We start from the raw sequence: 16,122 nt of genomic DNA on the forward strand, positions 1-16,122 counted from the left end.
TGTAAATGTAAATATCTGGTTTAGTCAGATGAATGTTAGGTGTGAGTTTGAAGAATTGAAGGGTAGAAAATAAGATTGATTCAGAGAGCTTTCGGTGGGTCTTCCCATTACGAGGAAACAAAAAAGCCGATGCTGTTTTGAAGCACCGGCCTATAAGAGATATGTGAAGGAGATTTTCTATCGCCAGAAAAAAGGATCAAACCATACCGGCAAATCCCATGAAAGCCATTGCCAGAATGCCGGCAACGAGCAATGCGATGGGGGCACCCTGCATCCCTTTTGGTATTTCTACCAATTCAAGCTGTTCACGAATGCCGGCAAAGGTAACCAATGCCAGTCCAAATCCTATGGCCGATGAGGCGGAAAAAACAACCGCTTCGAGCAGGTTAAAATCGCGGTTAACAGTCATAATGGCCACCCCCAGAATAGCACAGTTGGTGGTGATAAGTGGCAAAAACACGCCCAAAGCCTGATAAAGTGGGGGACTCACTTTTTTCAGAACAATCTCAACAAGTTGTACCAATGCTGCAATGACTAATATGAAGGAGATGGTTTGCAGAAAGGTGATACCAAATGGTACAAGAATTAATTTTTGAATAAAGTAGGTGACGATGGTGGCAATTACCATGACAAAGGTAACTGCTCCGGTCATTCCAAGGCCTGTAGAAATCTTTTTAGAAACGCCCAGAAAAGGACAAATTCCTAAAAACTGGCTCAACACAATGTTGTTGACAAATATGGCCGATATGATGATAATAAAATAGGTCATGGTATCTTAATTTAATCACTTAATTATTCGTGTCAATGGTCGTTGAAACATCTTCTTTGATTCCAAAAGAAAATCTTATCCGGCACGACGTATCTTATTGATAAGCGCAATCAGGTATCCCAAGGCGATAAAGGCTCCGGGCGCAAGAACAAAAACAAGCATTCCGTAGCTTTCCGAAAAAATCGGTAATCCAAAAGCTTTCCCACTTCCCAATAATTCTCGTGTAGTTCCCAAGATAGTTAGTGCCAAGGAAAAACCCAGTCCCATTCCCAGACCGTCGATGATAGAGGACCCTACTGAGTTTTTGGAAGCAAAGGCTTCGGCACGCCCCAAAACAATACAGTTCACAACGATAAGGGGTATGAACAATCCCAGCGCTTCGAACAAGGCTGGCAGCCAGGCTTGCATCACCATCTCTACAATGGTTACAAAAGAGGCAATGATGACGATAAATGATGGGATGCGTACCTTTTCAGGAATGAAATCTTTAACCAAGGCAACAACAATATTGGACATCACCAGAACGAAGGTGGTAGCCAAGCCCATACCTAACCCGTTAATGGCCGATGAGGTGACACCAAGGGTGGGACACATCCCCAAAAGCATAACAAAAACGGGGTTTTCTTTAAAGAATCCTTTTGTGAAATTACTCCATTGATTCATTGCATTCCTCCTTCCTGACTATTTTTTTCTTTAGTGGTGGCCGAACTGTGTGTATCAACAATTTCGGTATAGGCATACCATGCTTTTCGAACTGCTTCCAAAAAGGCGCGTGAGCTAATGGTGGCTGCCGTAATGGCGTCTATATCACCGCCGTCGGCCGATACCTCCAATTTTGTTTTGGTGGGATCCACACCAACAATGCTGGTGTTGCCACCCCCTGAATTGTTGGAAATGCCAAATAACCAGTTGAAAAAAGCATTTCCTGAAGCTTTGGAAACGTTATCCTCTTCAGAGGGCTTAAACCAGGTGGTCATTTTGGTGCCCAGGCCGGGGGTTTCTTTATGTTCCAAAACCTGATAGTTGTAGATGGTTCCGTCGGGCAATATGCCTACCATGATTTTGACATCCCCGCCAAAACCATTATGGCTGATGGATTCGATGGCACAACCAACCTTTTTACCCTCTTTTTTTGCCGGGAATACTTTGAGCGAATCCCCATCCGATGTAGGAATTAGATACATCTCTTGAGCAGGATTATTGTCAAATTCCGGAACAACCAACCGGATAGCTTCCTGTTGTTTTTTTTCTTTAGCAATAGCTACCGGTTTTTCGGTAAGCTTATAAACATATCCCAATGCGGCACCCGTCAGCAATGTAATGGTGATGAGGGTGAGTGCCATATTAGATAATGATGATTCTGTTTTACCCATTGAAATACTATTTTGAGGTTTGCACTCTGGCGGTTTTAATGGTTTCTCCAAAGCGCTTTGGCTTCATATATCTGTTGATAAGCGGTGTGAATCCGTTCATAATTAAGATGGCGAAGGACACACCTTCGGGATAAGACCCGAAACAACGAATCAAGACGGTAATAATGCCAATTCCTGCACCATAAAGCAACATCCCTTTATTCGACATGGGTGAAGTGGCATAATCGGTAGCCATAAAGAAAGCTCCCAGCATTATTCCACCGGTTAGGATATGGAACAGGGGGTCTGCAAAGGTTGATGGATTGGCCAAATGTAAAATTCCGGTAAAGATTACTACTGACCCAATGACGCTAACCGGAATGTGCCAGGTAATAATTCTTTTCCAAAGCAGGTAAACACCTCCGATGAGAAGTGCCAAGGCAGCCATTTCGCCGGCACTACCTCCTGTTTTTCCCAGAAAAAGGTCCAGGTAGGAGGGTATGCGTTCCATTAGTTCGGGAATGGTTTGTCCATTGCTGAGGCCTTCTTTAATGACGGAAAGCGGTGTGGCCCCTGTTTGCGCATCAATATATTGCAACCGAGATGCGAAAGGTGTGGGCCAGGTAGTCATCTGAACGGGATAGGAGATGAGCAAAAAGACTCTTCCTACCAACGCCGGATTGAAAGGATTGTTGCCGAGTCCTCCGAAGGACATTTTGCCAATTCCTATGGCTACTGCCGCACCAATAATGATTAATCCTATAGGAATATTGGTCGGAAGGTTAAATGCCAGCAACAAACCTGTAACGATTGCCGAACCGTCGGTGATGCTTGGCGTTACTTTTAATAAATATTTTTGGATGATCCATTCGAAAAAAACACAGGCCGCCACTGAAGTAAAAGTAACAATGAGTGCGCCGACACCGAATAACCACACCGAGGTGGCCAGGGCCGGCAGAAGTGCGATAATCACTCCATACATGTTGGCGGGAATAGAATCACCGCTGTGAATATGTGGTGATGGAGAAATGACTAACTTTTGGTTCATCAGTATAAAATTAATTTAAGTTATTGGTCTGATGGAACTCGCATGACCATCAGATTATTCATGTTCTTGTTGAGATAACCCCGGTTGGTCATGCTCGTTTCATGATAAATAATTTATTTTACTTATTGGCCTAATGGCATTCGTGAGGTTTGTGTATCGCTGCAATCCTTTAGGCGTCATCCAACAATTATTGTCTGCTACGAATAATTTGTCCAACTTTTCCTTTACCCAGGCGGATGTAATCGAGGAGTGGGCGATGAGCCGGACAGGTAAAGCTGCACGAACCACATTCGATACAATCCATAATTCTGTCTTCTTCTGCTCTGTCCCACATTTCTTTTTCTGCTTCAATCATCAGTAAATAGGGCTCCAATCCCATGGGACAAGCAGAAACACATTTGGAACAGCGTATGCAGTTTTTAACCGGCTGACGGTGTGCTGCTTCGTCAGGTAATACTAATAAACCGGAACTGCCTTTGGTAATAGGCACCTCTAGTGAGGTTAAGGCTTTTCCCATCATAGGACCGCCACCAATCACTTTTCCGGTGTCTTGGGGCAAGCCACCGGCTGCTTCTATGAGTTGTTCTATAGGTGTTCCGATTCTGGCGAGGAAGTTGGAGGGTTGGGCTATGGCGGGGCCTGTTACGGTAACCACCCGTTCGATGAGCGGTTTGTTTTTTTGTACGGCTTCGTATACGGCAACGGTGGTTCCTACATTTTGCACCACCGCACCAACTTCTATAGGTAATTTGCCGGAAGGGACCTGTCGTCCTGTGATGGCATCGATGAGTTGTTTTTCACCGCCCTGTGGATATTTCACTTTTAACGGCTGAACATCAATACCCTCTTCTTTAGAAGTTAACTCTGTTAACTTTTTGATAGCATCGGGCTTATTATTTTCGATACCGATAACAGCTTTGTTAACATTCAATGCTTTCATCAAAATGCGAATACCAACGATAAGTTCTTCACTCTTTTCAAGCATGAGGCGATGGTCGCTGGTGAGATAAGGCTCGCATTCCACGCCGTTGATTATCAGTATTTCACATTTTTTTCCGGGAGGTGGTGATAACTTAACATGCGACGGGAAGGTGGCACCACCCATTCCGACAATACCCATTTCCCCAATTTTTTTGATGATTTCTTCGCCAGAGAGAGTAATCTCTTTTACGAGTTTGTCGGAACGATCGATGTCATCGAGCCATTCATCGCCGTCAACATCAATGATGATGGCCGGTTTTCGGTAGCCTGAAGCATCTACCGTTTGGTCTACTTTAAATACTTTCCCCGAAACAGGCGAATGGATATTGGCTGAAACAAATCCACCGGAAGCAGCAATCATCTGTCCGGTTTTTACGATATCTCCCTTTTTTACCAGTGGCTTAGCCGGTGCACCAATATGTTGAGTTACGGGTACCGATACTCTTTTCGGGAGCGGGAGCACCTCTATCTGTTTTTCAGCAGACAGTTTCCATTCGTGGGGATGAACACCTCCTATTTTGAATGTTTTCAGCACGGTTATCTTATTAATTGATGGTTCAATGATATAATTATTTCTCTTCCGTTGCGGTTTCTTTAACAGCGGTCTTGTTTTTCCGCACCGGAAAATTCAATTCATGAATAGCATTGGTTGGACACTCTGCAACACATTTCCTGCAAAGCCTGCATTTTTCATCATCGATATAAGCCAGATTATTTTTGATGGTGATGGCATCAAACGGACAAACTTTGGCACATTTGCCACAACCGATGCAAGCCACGGAGCAGGCTTTTCTGGCAACAGCTCCTTTTTCTTCATTGACACAGCTGACGAATATTCGTCGGTTTTTGGGCCCTTTTTTCCGAAGTTCAATAATATTTTTGGGGCAGGCGTCTACACAAGCGCCGCAGGCAACGCAATTGTCTTCGATGACTACCGGGAGTCCGGTTTTTTCATCCATGTACATGGCATCGAAGTTACAGGCGTCGACACAGTCGCCCAGCCCATAGCATCCGAAAGAACAGCCTGTTTCACCTCCATAAAGTGCCGATGCTGCGGCACAGGATGGTGCTCCTTCGTATTGATTAAGGCGCGGGCGGTGCTCGCAAGTTCCGTTACAGCGAACCACCGCAATTTTGGGTTCGCTTTTGGCCACTTCTTTGCCAAGAATTTGAGCGACCTTGCCCATTACTTCAGCTCCTCCAACCGGACAGTTCAGGTCGGATATGTCGTCGGCTTTTACCAATGCTTCGGCAAAAGCCCTGCAGCCGGGAAAACCACAACCTCCGCAGTTGGCGGCGGGCAACACTTCTTCTACCTGATCGATACGTGGATCTTCAAAAACTTTAAATTTTTGGGAAGCCAAATAAAGTATGACCGCTGCCAGTGCACCAAGGCCTGCCAAAGTCAATATGGTTATCAAAACAATACTCATAACGCTAATCCATAGATGGTTTTATGGTAAATGAAAATGTTTTTAAAAATTTTTTATTGAAAATTTTTATCAGCAAATAGTAAGGGACTAATATGGCTAAGGCTAACAGCCCGGACAGGTTTTCATCCTTGGTGAGCGAAAAGGTAACGATAAGTGTCCCAAGCATTAGAATAAGCGGGAGAATATAGGCCCACCAGGCAGCCTGAAGGCCCAGTCGGCTTTCGCCAACAAGGGTTACCCGATCTCCGGCAGAGTAAGTGCGATCGCTGGAAGCATCAATAATCTTTTCCTGAAGGTCGGCCGCGGTACATACTCCTTTGGCATGGCATGAAGCACACGCCGATTGGGTTAAAATTCGGACTTTGACATGATCGCCTTCAGTTTGTTCTACGATTCCTTCGTGTTCTATCTGATTTTTACCAGCCATCTAATTTCTCCCCTTAATGGCCACAAATGTATATAATTAGGCAGGATTGGCCTTTTAAGGGATCTATTTTTTGTTTAGAACAAATTAAAATAACTTTTAACAAGTTGTAGTATTGAGTAATAGCAAAGCATGCTTATGCCAATTTAGACATAATTGCATTGACGAAAAATTTCTGTATTATTCACTTCTTGGGTCGGGACGAAGGGGTAGTGGCGCCATCTTTTCCACTTCAATAGAAGGATATCCGAATTCGCTGACGATTTTTCCCTGAATCAGATATACCCCATTTCCGGCGAAAGGCCATCGTTTGACTACCTTGGGGAAATGTACGGTGTCGAAAAATTCGCCATCGGGATCCAAAAAAGTTGCGAAATGCATGATTTGCCGCTTGACGGTTTTGACATATTTAATGGTTACCAGTTGGCCCGTCATTCGAACGCGCCGTCCCACATTGTGTTGCAGGTCACGGGCTAAAAGCTCGCCGCGATATGATGTTTTTAACATATCGAAAAAGGAACAACTTACAGGAAATCCCAGCAGTTCTATTTCATCGTAGGCGTCTTCGAGCTTTTGTTGTTGAAGCTGGGGCAACCGGTATTGTTGCGTTGCAGGGTTGAATAATCGGGGTGCTTTCTTTTTCTTTTTTTCTTTGGACAAAAGCAGATGAGCCTCCCACAACAACTGTGGTTTGCTCTTCCCGGTAAATCGAAATGCTCCCAGCCGGATGAGCAGAAGAAGCTGTTCACGGGTAATGCCGGTACGCGATACAAAATCTTCCAGGCTGTGATAAACGCCGTTTCTGTTTCGTTCCTTAATGATGGCCAATGCTGTTTTTTGTTCCAGATCGTGCACATGAATAAATCCCAGGTATATATCTTTCCCTGATATTGATGTCATATATTGAGATTTATTGACGCAGGGCAGATGAATGATGCCGCCTAATCGTCGGGCTTCGTTAACATAGAGCCATGTGGCGTAAAATCCACCAAAATTATTGATTACTGCCACCATGAATTCTAACGGATAGTGTGCTTTAAGGTATAAACTTTGGAAGCTCTCTACGGCATAAGATGCCGAGTGTGCTTTGGAAAAGGAATAGCCGGCAAAGGATTCGATTTGTCGCCATACTTCTGCCGTTAGTGCTTTATCGTAACCTCGTTGATGGCAATTAGCAAAAAATTTATCCACGATGGACTGAAAGGCTTTTCGGGATCGATATTTGCCACTCATGGCGCGGCGTAGCACGTCCGCATCGGCCAGGTCGAGACCCGCAAAATGGTGACACACTTTGATGACATCTTCCTGATAGACCATGATGCCAAAAGTCTCGCTTAGTTGTTCTTTTAATATGGGATGTGCGTACTCAAAGCTGTCGGGGTTATGAAACCGACGGATATATTCGCGCATCATACCTGAACGCGCCACCCCGGGCCGGATAATAGAGCTGGCCGCAACTAATGTCAGGTAATCCCGGCACCGCAGTTTTTTGAGTAGTCCGCGCATAGCCGGACTTTCGATGTAGAAGCAACCGGTGGTTTCACCCTTCTGGAGTAATTTTTTGATTTTGGTGTCTTTTTTAAAGTCATCGATGCGATGAATATCAATATTCTTTCCGTGATTTTGGTATACAATATTGATGCAGTCACGGATATGTCCAATGCCACGCTGTGACAGGATATCAAATTTTTCAAAGCCGATCTCTTCGGCGGTGTACATATCCCATTGTGTGGTTGAAAACCCTTTGGGCGGCATGTCCAATGCGGTGTAATCGGTGATGGGGGCTTCAGAGATAAGGATGCCGCCGGCATGAATAGTCCGCAGGTTAGGGAAGCCGGCCAAACGATGAGCTGTTTTCAGGATCATTTTCCCCAGATTGTCGGGTTCAAATCCCCTGGGTTGGAGTACTAACTGATCGATTTCTTCCCTGGGTAAGCCATAAATTTTTCCCAGTTCGCGAATGGCTGCCCGTGCCTGAAAAGTGGAGACGGCTCCCAATAAAGCGGTGTGTGCCCTGCCATAACGCTTGAAAATATAGTTTTGTACTTCTTCCCGCTCTTTCCAGGAGTAGTCGATATCGAAATCGGGTGGCGAAGAGCGTTTGGGATTGAGGAAACGTTCAAAATAGAGGTTTAATTCGATGGGGTCCACATCTGTAATTTTCAGACAATAAGCCACTACGCTGTTTGCACCGCTGCCTCGTCCCACATGATAGAAGCCGTGCGAGAGCGAATATCTGATAATGTCCCATACCATCAGATAGTAGGCTGCGAAGCCCAGTTTGTTGATGATGGATAATTCTTTTTCCACACGTTGGCGGGCAACAACATTGTCGGGTCCGTAGCGTTCCTTGAGTCCGTCTGAAGCCAGTTGAGCCAGCAGTTGTTCGTCGTCGTATCGGCTGCCGGTGTAAGTTTGTTTGTTTTTGCTGCCTTCAAAGCTGAAATCGAAAGAGAGCTGTTTTAACAGCGTGTTGGTGGTTTTTATGATTTCGGGCCAATCACTGAAAGCTTTCAGTAATTTCTGATGCGGTACCATCCAGTCGTATGGTGATGCCAGGTCATCGGGGCTTAGTCGGTCGAGCAGAATATTGCGGTCGATAGCCCTTAGCTGGCGGTGCAGTTCCATATCCTGACGGTTGTTAAAGACCACCGGTTGCCAGATGAGTATCCGTTCCTGGTGGTTACGCCATGGCGAAGTTAATAATTGTCTGAGTTGAAAATGACGAATGCCGATATATTCATTGTCTTTTAGTTGTTGTGGTGTTTTGTTGCCCCATGGCCATACAATGATGGCATCATGGAACGATGGCGGATTGGCAGGTAGGGGTTGTCCTTGTAAACGGTAATGACTTAAAAAACGATTTAATTCACCAAATCCTTTAAAGTTTTTGGCGATGCCGGTATAGAGCCACTGGCTGTTGTTGCGAAATTCGATACCGACAAGTGGTGTGATCTTGTTTTGTTGACAGGCTTTTACAAATTCAAATATTCCGGTGGTGTTGTTAATATCGGTGAGAATAAGTACATCGATTCCCTGTTTGGCAGCTGTGGCTGCCAGCTCTTCGGGTGAAAGGGTTCCGAAACGAAGACTGTAATATGATTTGCCTGCGATCATTTGTTGGTTTATACAGCTCTTCCTACTGCGCCGGCACCAAACCGGTGTCGTACGTTGTCGAGTGCGCGATAAAGTTGTACCTGACGTGGTGTGTCTTCAAATAAATTGAGTTGCGGAGCACCGCTGACAAGGTGGGATAGTCGGACACCAACGAGCCGCACCATTACTCTGCGTGTATAAAGGCGGGTTAGCAGCTCTTTGGCGACAGGGATGAGAAGATGATCAAAAGATGTGTAGGGTATCGTTTTTTGGAGTGTTCGGGTTTCAAAATCACTGTATTTAATTTTTACGGATATGCATCCGGTGAGCTTTTCTGCTGCCCGAAGTTGATAAGCCAATTTCTCGGTCATTTTTACCACATGGGCCATTAGCATTCTTATGTCTCCCGTATCTTGTTCAAAGGTACGTTCACTGCTTATGGATTTTTTTTCGGAATAGGGGACAACAGGTGTGGTATCAATTCCGTTGGCTCTACGCCAAATCTCTATTCCGTTTTTGCCAAGGGCATGGTACAACATTTCGGCAGGCATCTCTGCCAACGTTTTGATGCGATCAATTCCCATCGAACGCAGCAACTTGTAGGTTGATGGTCCAATCATGGGTATTTTGCGGATGGAGAGTGGCCATAAGAAGGGACGTACTTCGTTGTGACCAACTTGTTTTTCCCCATTGGGTTTGGCTTCTCCGGTAGCTATTTTGGAGACGGTTTTATTAATCGAAAGGCCAAAAGATATTGGCAGACCTGTCTCTTTTATAATTCTGTGCCGTAACTCGCGGCTCCATTTCAGACATCCGAAAAAACGATCCATCCCGGTAAGGTCGAGGTAATGTTCATCGATCGATGCTTTCTCATATAATGGGGCCGATTCCTCAATGATTTGGGTTACCAGGCGTGAATAACGGCTGTATACTTCCATGTCGCCGCGAATATAATAGGCATGAGGACATAGGCGACGGGCCAATTTCATAGGCATAGCCGAATGCACTCCAAAACTGCGGGCTTCGTAGCTGCAGGCGGCTACCACCCCCCGGTCTGACATGCCGCCTACAATGACCGGAACTCCCTGAAGACGCTTGTTAAGCAAACGCTCTACCGAAACAAAAAAAGAGTCCAAATCAAAATGAACAATGTGCCTATTATTAATGTCCATGCTTTAAAATGATTATTAATTAATCTTTTTTGAGACTACAATTTAAGCATAAAAAATAAAAAATGGAACGTGAATGGGATTGTTTATTCAAAAAAAAGTATGTTTAAGATTTGATCAGCCGTGAGAATTGCATTAGGTCAATGTGTTAAATGAATACTATTTGGTTAGAAGTAATTGAGAAATGTATGTTGTAGTTGTTAATTCGTAAATTCTTTTAAGTTTCTATGGGGAATAGGGTGCGATGACTTCAAAAAAATGCGACTTTTGTGGTGCTAATATTATTGAGATGACGTATCAGGAAACCATTCAGTACTTATTTGAGCAGCTTCCGATGTATCAGCGTACCGGGAAAGCTGCATATAAGAGCGGTTTGGAAAATACTTATGCACTTGATCGCCATTTTGGCCATCCTCACCGTAAGTATAAAACCATTCATGTTGCAGGGACCAACGGCAAAGGTAGTGTTTCACATCTGTTAGCTTCTGTTTTGCAAAGTGCAGGATATCGGACCGGGCTCTATACTTCGCCGCATTTGCTTGATTTCAGAGAGCGTATCCGTGTTAATGGGCAAATGATTTCGGAGCAGGCTGTGACCGACTTTGTTGAAGGAAACAGAGCGATTATTGATCGGCTTCATCCATCTTTTTTTGAGATGACAGTAGCAATGGCATTCGATTATTTTGCGCATCAGAAGATTGATGTGGCGGTGGTTGAAGTAGGGCTTGGCGGCCGGCTGGACTCTACTAACATTATTATGCCCGATTTGTCGGTAATTACCAATATCGGCCTGGACCATACTATGTTTTTGGGGCATACGCTTTCGGCCATAGCACGAGAAAAAGCCGGGATTATCAAAGAAGAGGTGCCGGTTGTAATAGGACGTTATCAGGCCGAGACAGCCACTGTTTTTAATCAGGTGGCTTTAGAACAGACCGCTCCGATTTATTATGCACAGCAAATGTTTAAAATAGAGAAGGTAGAACGGGATGATGCTTTTCAGAGGGTGCATGTGGTTTCGGATAATTTTTCAGGAATGTTTTACTTGCCTTTGCCGGGAATTTATCAGCAGGAGAATTTGTTGACGGTTTTAACATCGGTGATGTTACTGAGAAAGAAGGGCTATGCCATTGGCGATGACGCGCTTTATAGGGGGGTTGAAAAAGTGTTGGAACAAACCGGGCTGGCAGGTCGGTGGCAAATTATATCGCGTTGTCCGATGACGATATGCGATACGGGTCATAATGCCGATGGAATAGAGCGGGTGGTGGCCCAACTGAAACATACGTCGCATGAAACAATGCATATTGTTTGGGGGATGGTTAACGATAAAGATATTTGTAACATTTTAAAGTTACTTCCCAAAGATGCCTGTTACTATTTTACGCGGGCATCAATTCCCCGGGCATTGGATGAAAAGAAGCTGGGAGAGGAGGCTGCAAAGGTGGGGTTACAGGGAAAAACTTATCCAAATGTGCAGGTGGCGATAACCGCTGCTAAAAAAAATGCAACGGATAAAGATTTGATTTTCATAGGAGGAAGTACCTTTGTGGTAGCTGAAGCTCTTGAAAAATGAATTTTTTGTTTGGTGATTGAGAAAAACTCTTCTATCTTTGCATCGCTTTTGAGAAAAGAGGGCGATTAGCTCAGTTGGTTCAGAGCACCTGCCTTACAAGCAGGGGGTCAATGGTTCGAATCCATTATCGCCCACCACTCGTATAACATAATCTACTTTTTCTCAAAAGGGCGATTAGCTCAGCTGGTTCAGAGCACCTGCCTTACAAGCAGGGGGTCAATGGTTCGAATCCATTATCGCCCACCTAATTACAGGACCTTTTAAAGGTCCTTTTTTTTTGTTTAGTGTTGAAGTTTTTTTTTATTGACGATTTTCTTCGTCAGTTAAAAACTTCATTTAAATTTGTATGTTACAACCAGATTAAAAAAGTCTGCATGGAAGAAGGAAGTAACAAAAAAAGAAGTTTTACCGTGCCGGAGCCTGCATTACGTCGAATGCCGTGTTATCTGGCTTATCTGAAAATAGCTTCCCGTAAGGGAGAAAAATACATTTCGTCTACTAACATTGCCGGGGATATGGGGGTTGATCCTACTCAGGTGACCAAAGATCTTTCCTATACGGGTATTTCCGGAAAAACTCGTGTCGGCTATGAAGTGGAACCCTTAATTGATGCCTTGGAAGATTTCCTGGGCTTCAGGAAAGTGGACAATGCTTTTTTGTTTGGTGCCGGAAGTCTGGGACGAGCCCTTTTGCATGACCATGGTTTAAAACAGTACGGATTGAATGTGGTCAAGGCATTTGATATAGACCCGGCCGTTGTAGGACGCGAAATTGTTGGAGTTCCGATTCATCATATCGATGATTTTAAACTGATGCGGGAAGAGGGTGTGGAAATTGGTATATTGACCGTACCCACCGAGAGTGCTCAACAGGTTTCCAATTTGATGGTCGAGGGCGGCATTCGTGCCATCTGGAATTTTACTCCTGTCCGCATTAAAACACCGGACGATGTTGTGGTTCAGAATACTTCCTTATATGCTCATCTGGCGGTTATGTTTAACCGTTTGTATGAAATAAAACAAGAGAAGAAATTCTGAAACCGGTTCAGGGTATCGGATCTATTGTATCCTTTGTTCTTGTATCTTATATCTAATAATCTCTAATAATCTTTTATTTTTAAAAGGTTAAAGAGAATCTGGTTTCTACTCCCGGCTTGGAGTAGGCATTAATGCTTCCGCCGTGTAAGCGCATTATTTGCCGTGAAAGACTCAGACCGATTCCCGAACCTTGTGGTTTGGTGGTGAAAAACGGGATGAAAATTTTGTCCAACACGTCGGGCAGGATCCCTTTTCCATTGTCGATGACTTGTATGGTAATGCGACCGCTTTGGTTAAGGAATGCCATGATGTCGATTTGTGGGTTTTCACGCCCTTCGAGGGCATGAATGGCATTTTTTAGAAGATTGATCAGTACTTGTTCAATGAGGTGTTCGTCGGCTGACAGCTCCAGGGATTCAGGCTCTACAATGACTCTGCATGTGATGCCTTTTTCGTGAATCTCTTTTTCGTGCAGTTCCCGTATATTGTTAAGTAATCGGGATACTTTGAAGATGGTAAAATTGGGTGTCGGAATGCGGGTTAAATTGCGATAAGTATTTACAAAGTGTAGCAGTCCGTCGGTGCGTTTGTGTATGGTTTGTATGGCTTGTTCTACCTCTTTCAGCGATTCGGTTTCTTCCTTTCCTATGTTCAGCGCTTCGAAAGAGTTTATGATATTGTGCATTAATTCCTGAATGGTAGATGAAAGAGAAGATATAGGAGTAATGGAGTTCATAATTTCGTGGGTGAGTACACGTATCAGTTTTTGCCACGATTCCATCTCTTTTTCGTCCAGTTCCTGTTGAATATTTTTGATGGAAACCAGCATAATGGCCCGATTATGGATGCGAAACTCCGTAGCATAAATTGCCAGCTGAAGAAGGTCGTCTTTTTGGCGAACCCTTACCAGAATATTTTCGCCGTGTTTAATTGTAAGAAGTTTTTGAACAATTTCGGGGCTGAATTCGCGTAATCCTTGTATGTTGTGAAGCGTTCGTACCTGGAATAGTTTTTTTGTGGCGTTGTTGATTAGTTCAACTTGTCCGTCTTTCTGAAAAGCGATAAGAGCTATGCCAATGTGTTGAATAACGGTTTGAAGGTAGAAATAGTTTTCTTCTTTTTCGGCTCTTACGGCCTGAAAGTCTTGAATTACCTCGTTGAAAGATTTTTTAAGCTTATCGAACGAAGAGTCTAAACTTTCTACCTGGAATGTGCGTGTGAAATCGGAATAGCGGATAGACTCGAGAAAGTTATTCAGCACCCGGTTTGTGCGATCCACATAAAAAATCATGGCCACTATTTGAAATACAATAAGCAATCCTACCAGTATTAAGGTCATGGTGAGGTTGGTATTGTACCAAAGGAAAGAAAATCCGAATATGGTAGCTGTAAGCAGGATGGTGCGTGTGATGTAGTTGATTCTGAAATTATTAAAGCCCATATTTTTCCATTCTTCGGTAAAGTGATGTACGTGTCAGTCCCAGCTCGGAGGCTGCCTTTGAAATATTGCCGTTGTGCAATCGGAGTACTTTTTTTATAACTTTCTGTTCAATTTCTTCCAGGTTGTAGGTGTCAAATTCAAAAGAATCGGTTACTGTTCCATGCGAAGAGAGAGGAAAATCGTGTACATCCAGATTAGAAGAGTCACTCATAATCACGGCTCGCTCCAACACGTGTTGAAATTCACGGACATTGCCGGGCCAGGGATAGGCTCTGAATTTTTTGATAACCTGATTGCTCAGCTTGTTGATTTTTTTCTTGTATTTTTTAGAGAATATTTTCAAGAAATGTTCGGCCAATAGTGGGATATCTTCCGGCCGTTCCCTTAGCGGCGGTATCTCTATTTCGACGGTATTGATTCGATAGATAAGGTCTTGTCGAAATCTGTTTTCAATAGCCATTTGTTTCAATGGCATGTTGGTAGCACTGATAAGTCGGATATCGATAGGTTTGGCTTTATTGGCGCCCACTCTGGTAACTTCGCGACGTTCCAGTACGGTAAGTAGTTTGGCTTGCATGGGCAGAGAAAGATTGCCGATTTCATCTAAGAAAATGGTACCTCCCGAAGCGAGCTCAAATCTACCCGGCCGATCGGTTTTGGCATCCGTGAACGCCCCTTTTACATGTCCAAACAGTTCGCTTTCAAAAAGGGTTTCGCTTAAAGCCCCCAAATCTACGCTAATAAAAGGTTCTTCTTTTCTCAGGGAGTTGCGGTGAAGGGCCCTGGCTACCAGTTCTTTCCCGGTTCCGTTTTCCCCCAGAATCAAAACATTGGCATCGGTAGCTGCCACCTTTTTTATGGTGTTAAACACCTGTTGCATTCCCGGTGACACACCTATAAAATCGGCAAAGGGTTGATCCATAATTGTATTGATTTCCCTTTGCTTTTCCCGGAGGTCGGATGCTTCACGTCGAGACCTGTTGAGTTTGATAGCCGAAGAGATCGTTGCCACTAACTTTTCGTTTTGCCATGGCTTGATGATAAAATCGGTTGCGCCCGCTTTTATGGCTTGTACCGATTTTTCCACATCGCCATAGGCAGTAATGAATAGGACAACTGCCAGCGGATCGATTTCCAATATTTTCTGTAGCCAGTAAAAACCTTCTCTGCCGCTAATGGCATCCTGCGTAAAGTTCATATCCAATAGGATAACATCGTAGTCGGTTTTTTTTATCAACCCAGGGATGTTTTCAGGATTTGTTTCGGTTGTGATAAGTTCGACCTGAGGACGTAAAAGTAGCTTTAACGCAAATAATATGTCGGTATTATCATCAACTGCTAGAATTTTCCCTATTTTGGTGGACATGACTAAATAATATTTTGATGTATTTTCAATACTTCAATTATTTGATTCTTGTGTTTATTAAAACAGAACACCTTCTCCGCTATCCAAAAAGCATCAGCCTGCTTTTACCTTCTGACGGACTCACTTTAGCCATGGTCTTTTGTGACCAAAGTTGCTTTTTTGTTTCAAATGTATTAAAAATTGTTTAGGTTTTGGCAAAAAAATGTTCGTTAACGGACATTTTTATGAGATTGTTATGGAATAAATTTCAAAAAGTACTGGTGTAAATGGTTGTTGGAAAATATGTTAAGGTTTTTGGCCGGATTTGTGTATGAAGAACAGTTATAACCTATATAATATGCGACCGTAGTATTATAGAAGTTTATATTAGGTTTGCTTTTATTTTAGATGGGAGGGATAGAAAAGGGGTGAGGTGTTCGTGAATGAACAT

At 43.7% G+C, this 16,122-nt stretch carries 13 protein-coding genes and 2 tRNA genes; 4 read left to right on the forward strand and 11 right to left on the reverse strand.

Annotated features, from left to right (window positions below):
• Positions 1-196: 196 nt before the first annotated feature.
• The 9 genes from BM130_RS08345 to dinB form a co-directional block, all read right to left on the reverse strand.
• Complete coding sequence (locus tag BM130_RS08345; protein WP_010526448.1) at positions 197-769, reverse strand: electron transport complex protein RnfA; 573 nt, start codon at positions 767-769, stop codon at positions 197-199.
• Positions 770-844: 75 nt separating this feature from the next.
• Positions 845-1,432, reverse strand: coding sequence for an RnfABCDGE type electron transport complex subunit E (locus BM130_RS08350; protein WP_010526447.1), 588 nt, complete (start codon positions 1,430-1,432; stop codon positions 845-847).
• Positions 1,429-2,142 carry an RnfABCDGE type electron transport complex subunit G gene (locus tag BM130_RS08355; protein WP_010526446.1) on the reverse strand — a complete coding sequence of 238 codons (714 nt, stop codon included), beginning with the start codon at positions 2,140-2,142 and terminating at the stop codon, positions 1,429-1,431. The genes BM130_RS08350 and BM130_RS08355 overlap by 4 nt, the downstream gene beginning before the upstream one ends.
• Positions 2,143-2,149: 7 nt before the next feature.
• Positions 2,150-3,169: an RnfABCDGE type electron transport complex subunit D gene (locus tag BM130_RS08360; protein ID WP_010526445.1), complete on the reverse strand. Its 1,020-nt coding sequence runs from the start codon at positions 3,167-3,169 to the stop codon at positions 2,150-2,152.
• A 187-nt stretch (positions 3,170-3,356) separates the two neighbouring features.
• Positions 3,357-4,685, reverse strand: a complete 1,329-nt coding sequence (gene rsxC, locus BM130_RS08365; protein ID WP_010526444.1) for an electron transport complex subunit RsxC — start codon at positions 4,683-4,685, stop codon at positions 3,357-3,359.
• A gap of 34 nt (positions 4,686-4,719) precedes the next feature.
• On the reverse strand, positions 4,720-5,583 hold the full coding sequence (locus BM130_RS08370; RefSeq protein ID WP_010526443.1) for a Fe-S cluster domain-containing protein: 864 nt from the start codon (positions 5,581-5,583) through the stop codon (positions 4,720-4,722).
• Positions 5,584-5,587: 4 nt separating this feature from the next.
• The gene (locus tag BM130_RS08375) at positions 5,588-6,010 is read right to left on the reverse strand and encodes a SoxR reducing system RseC family protein (RefSeq protein WP_010526442.1); all 423 of its coding nucleotides are present in this window, start codon (positions 6,008-6,010) and stop codon (positions 5,588-5,590) included.
• A 177-nt stretch (positions 6,011-6,187) separates the two neighbouring features.
• Positions 6,188-9,124: a DNA polymerase III subunit alpha gene (locus BM130_RS08380; protein WP_010526441.1), complete on the reverse strand. Its 2,937-nt coding sequence runs from the start codon at positions 9,122-9,124 to the stop codon at positions 6,188-6,190.
• Between the two features lie 8 nt (positions 9,125-9,132).
• Positions 9,133-10,275 (reverse strand): DNA polymerase IV, encoded by a 1,143-nt coding sequence (dinB, locus tag BM130_RS08385; protein ID WP_010526440.1) that lies wholly within the window; start codon positions 10,273-10,275, stop codon positions 9,133-9,135.
• Between the two features lie 241 nt (positions 10,276-10,516).
• On the opposite strand from dinB, the gene BM130_RS08390 reads away from it, so the two are divergent.
• From BM130_RS08390 to BM130_RS08405, 4 genes are all read left to right on the forward strand, one after another.
• Positions 10,517-11,848, forward strand: coding sequence for a bifunctional folylpolyglutamate synthase/dihydrofolate synthase (locus tag BM130_RS08390; RefSeq protein ID WP_254771982.1), 1,332 nt, complete (start codon positions 10,517-10,519; stop codon positions 11,846-11,848).
• A gap of 59 nt (positions 11,849-11,907) precedes the next feature.
• Positions 11,908-11,985 (forward strand) — tRNA-Val (locus BM130_RS08395).
• Between the two features lie 31 nt (positions 11,986-12,016).
• Positions 12,017-12,091: transfer RNA gene (locus BM130_RS08400), tRNA-Val, on the forward strand.
• A 131-nt stretch (positions 12,092-12,222) separates the two neighbouring features.
• Positions 12,223-12,885, forward strand: a complete 663-nt coding sequence (locus BM130_RS08405) for a redox-sensing transcriptional repressor Rex (protein ID WP_010526438.1) — start codon at positions 12,223-12,225, stop codon at positions 12,883-12,885.
• Positions 12,886-12,964: 79 nt separating this feature from the next.
• On the opposite strand, the gene BM130_RS08410 is transcribed toward BM130_RS08405, so the two are convergent.
• Both BM130_RS08410 and BM130_RS08415 read right to left on the reverse strand, forming a co-directional pair.
• Positions 12,965-14,326, reverse strand: coding sequence for a sensor histidine kinase (locus tag BM130_RS08410; RefSeq protein WP_010526437.1), 1,362 nt, complete (start codon positions 14,324-14,326; stop codon positions 12,965-12,967).
• Positions 14,316-15,692: a sigma-54-dependent transcriptional regulator gene (locus tag BM130_RS08415; protein WP_010526436.1), complete on the reverse strand. Its 1,377-nt coding sequence runs from the start codon at positions 15,690-15,692 to the stop codon at positions 14,316-14,318. Before BM130_RS08415 ends, BM130_RS08410 begins: the two co-directional genes overlap by 11 nt.
• Positions 15,693-16,122 lie beyond the last annotated feature (430 nt).

Source organism: Thermophagus xiamenensis (genome assembly GCF_900112795.1).
GTDB lineage: Bacteria > Bacteroidota > Bacteroidia > Bacteroidales > Marinilabiliaceae > Thermophagus > Thermophagus xiamenensis.

What these genes read in the sequence shown, in the direction of transcription:
- BM130_RS08345 (WP_010526448.1), bottom strand. Translation starts at nt 769, where the DNA reads ATGACCTATTTTATTATCATCATATCGGCCATATTTGTCAACAACATT.
- BM130_RS08350 (WP_010526447.1), bottom strand. Translation starts at nt 1,432, where the DNA reads ATGAATCAATGGAGTAATTTCACAAAAGGATTCTTTAAAGAAAACCCC.
- BM130_RS08355 (WP_010526446.1), bottom strand. Translation starts at nt 2,142, where the DNA reads ATGGGTAAAACAGAATCATCATTATCTAATATGGCACTCACCCTCATC.
- BM130_RS08360 (WP_010526445.1), bottom strand. Translation starts at nt 3,169, where the DNA reads ATGAACCAAAAGTTAGTCATTTCTCCATCACCACATATTCACAGCGGT.
- BM130_RS08370 (WP_010526443.1), bottom strand. Translation starts at nt 5,583, where the DNA reads ATGAGTATTGTTTTGATAACCATATTGACTTTGGCAGGCCTTGGTGCA.
- BM130_RS08375 (WP_010526442.1), bottom strand. Translation starts at nt 6,010, where the DNA reads ATGGCTGGTAAAAATCAGATAGAACACGAAGGAATCGTAGAACAAACT.
- BM130_RS08380 (WP_010526441.1), bottom strand. Translation starts at nt 9,124, where the DNA reads ATGATCGCAGGCAAATCATATTACAGTCTTCGTTTCGGAACCCTTTCA.
- dinB (WP_010526440.1), bottom strand. Translation starts at nt 10,275, where the DNA reads ATGGACATTAATAATAGGCACATTGTTCATTTTGATTTGGACTCTTTT.
- BM130_RS08390 (WP_254771982.1), top strand. Translation starts at nt 10,517, where the DNA reads ATGACTTCAAAAAAATGCGACTTTTGTGGTGCTAATATTATTGAGATG.
- BM130_RS08405 (WP_010526438.1), top strand. Translation starts at nt 12,223, where the DNA reads ATGGAAGAAGGAAGTAACAAAAAAAGAAGTTTTACCGTGCCGGAGCCT.
- BM130_RS08410 (WP_010526437.1), bottom strand. Translation starts at nt 14,326, where the DNA reads ATGGGCTTTAATAATTTCAGAATCAACTACATCACACGCACCATCCTG.
- BM130_RS08415 (WP_010526436.1), bottom strand. Translation starts at nt 15,692, where the DNA reads ATGTCCACCAAAATAGGGAAAATTCTAGCAGTTGATGATAATACCGAC.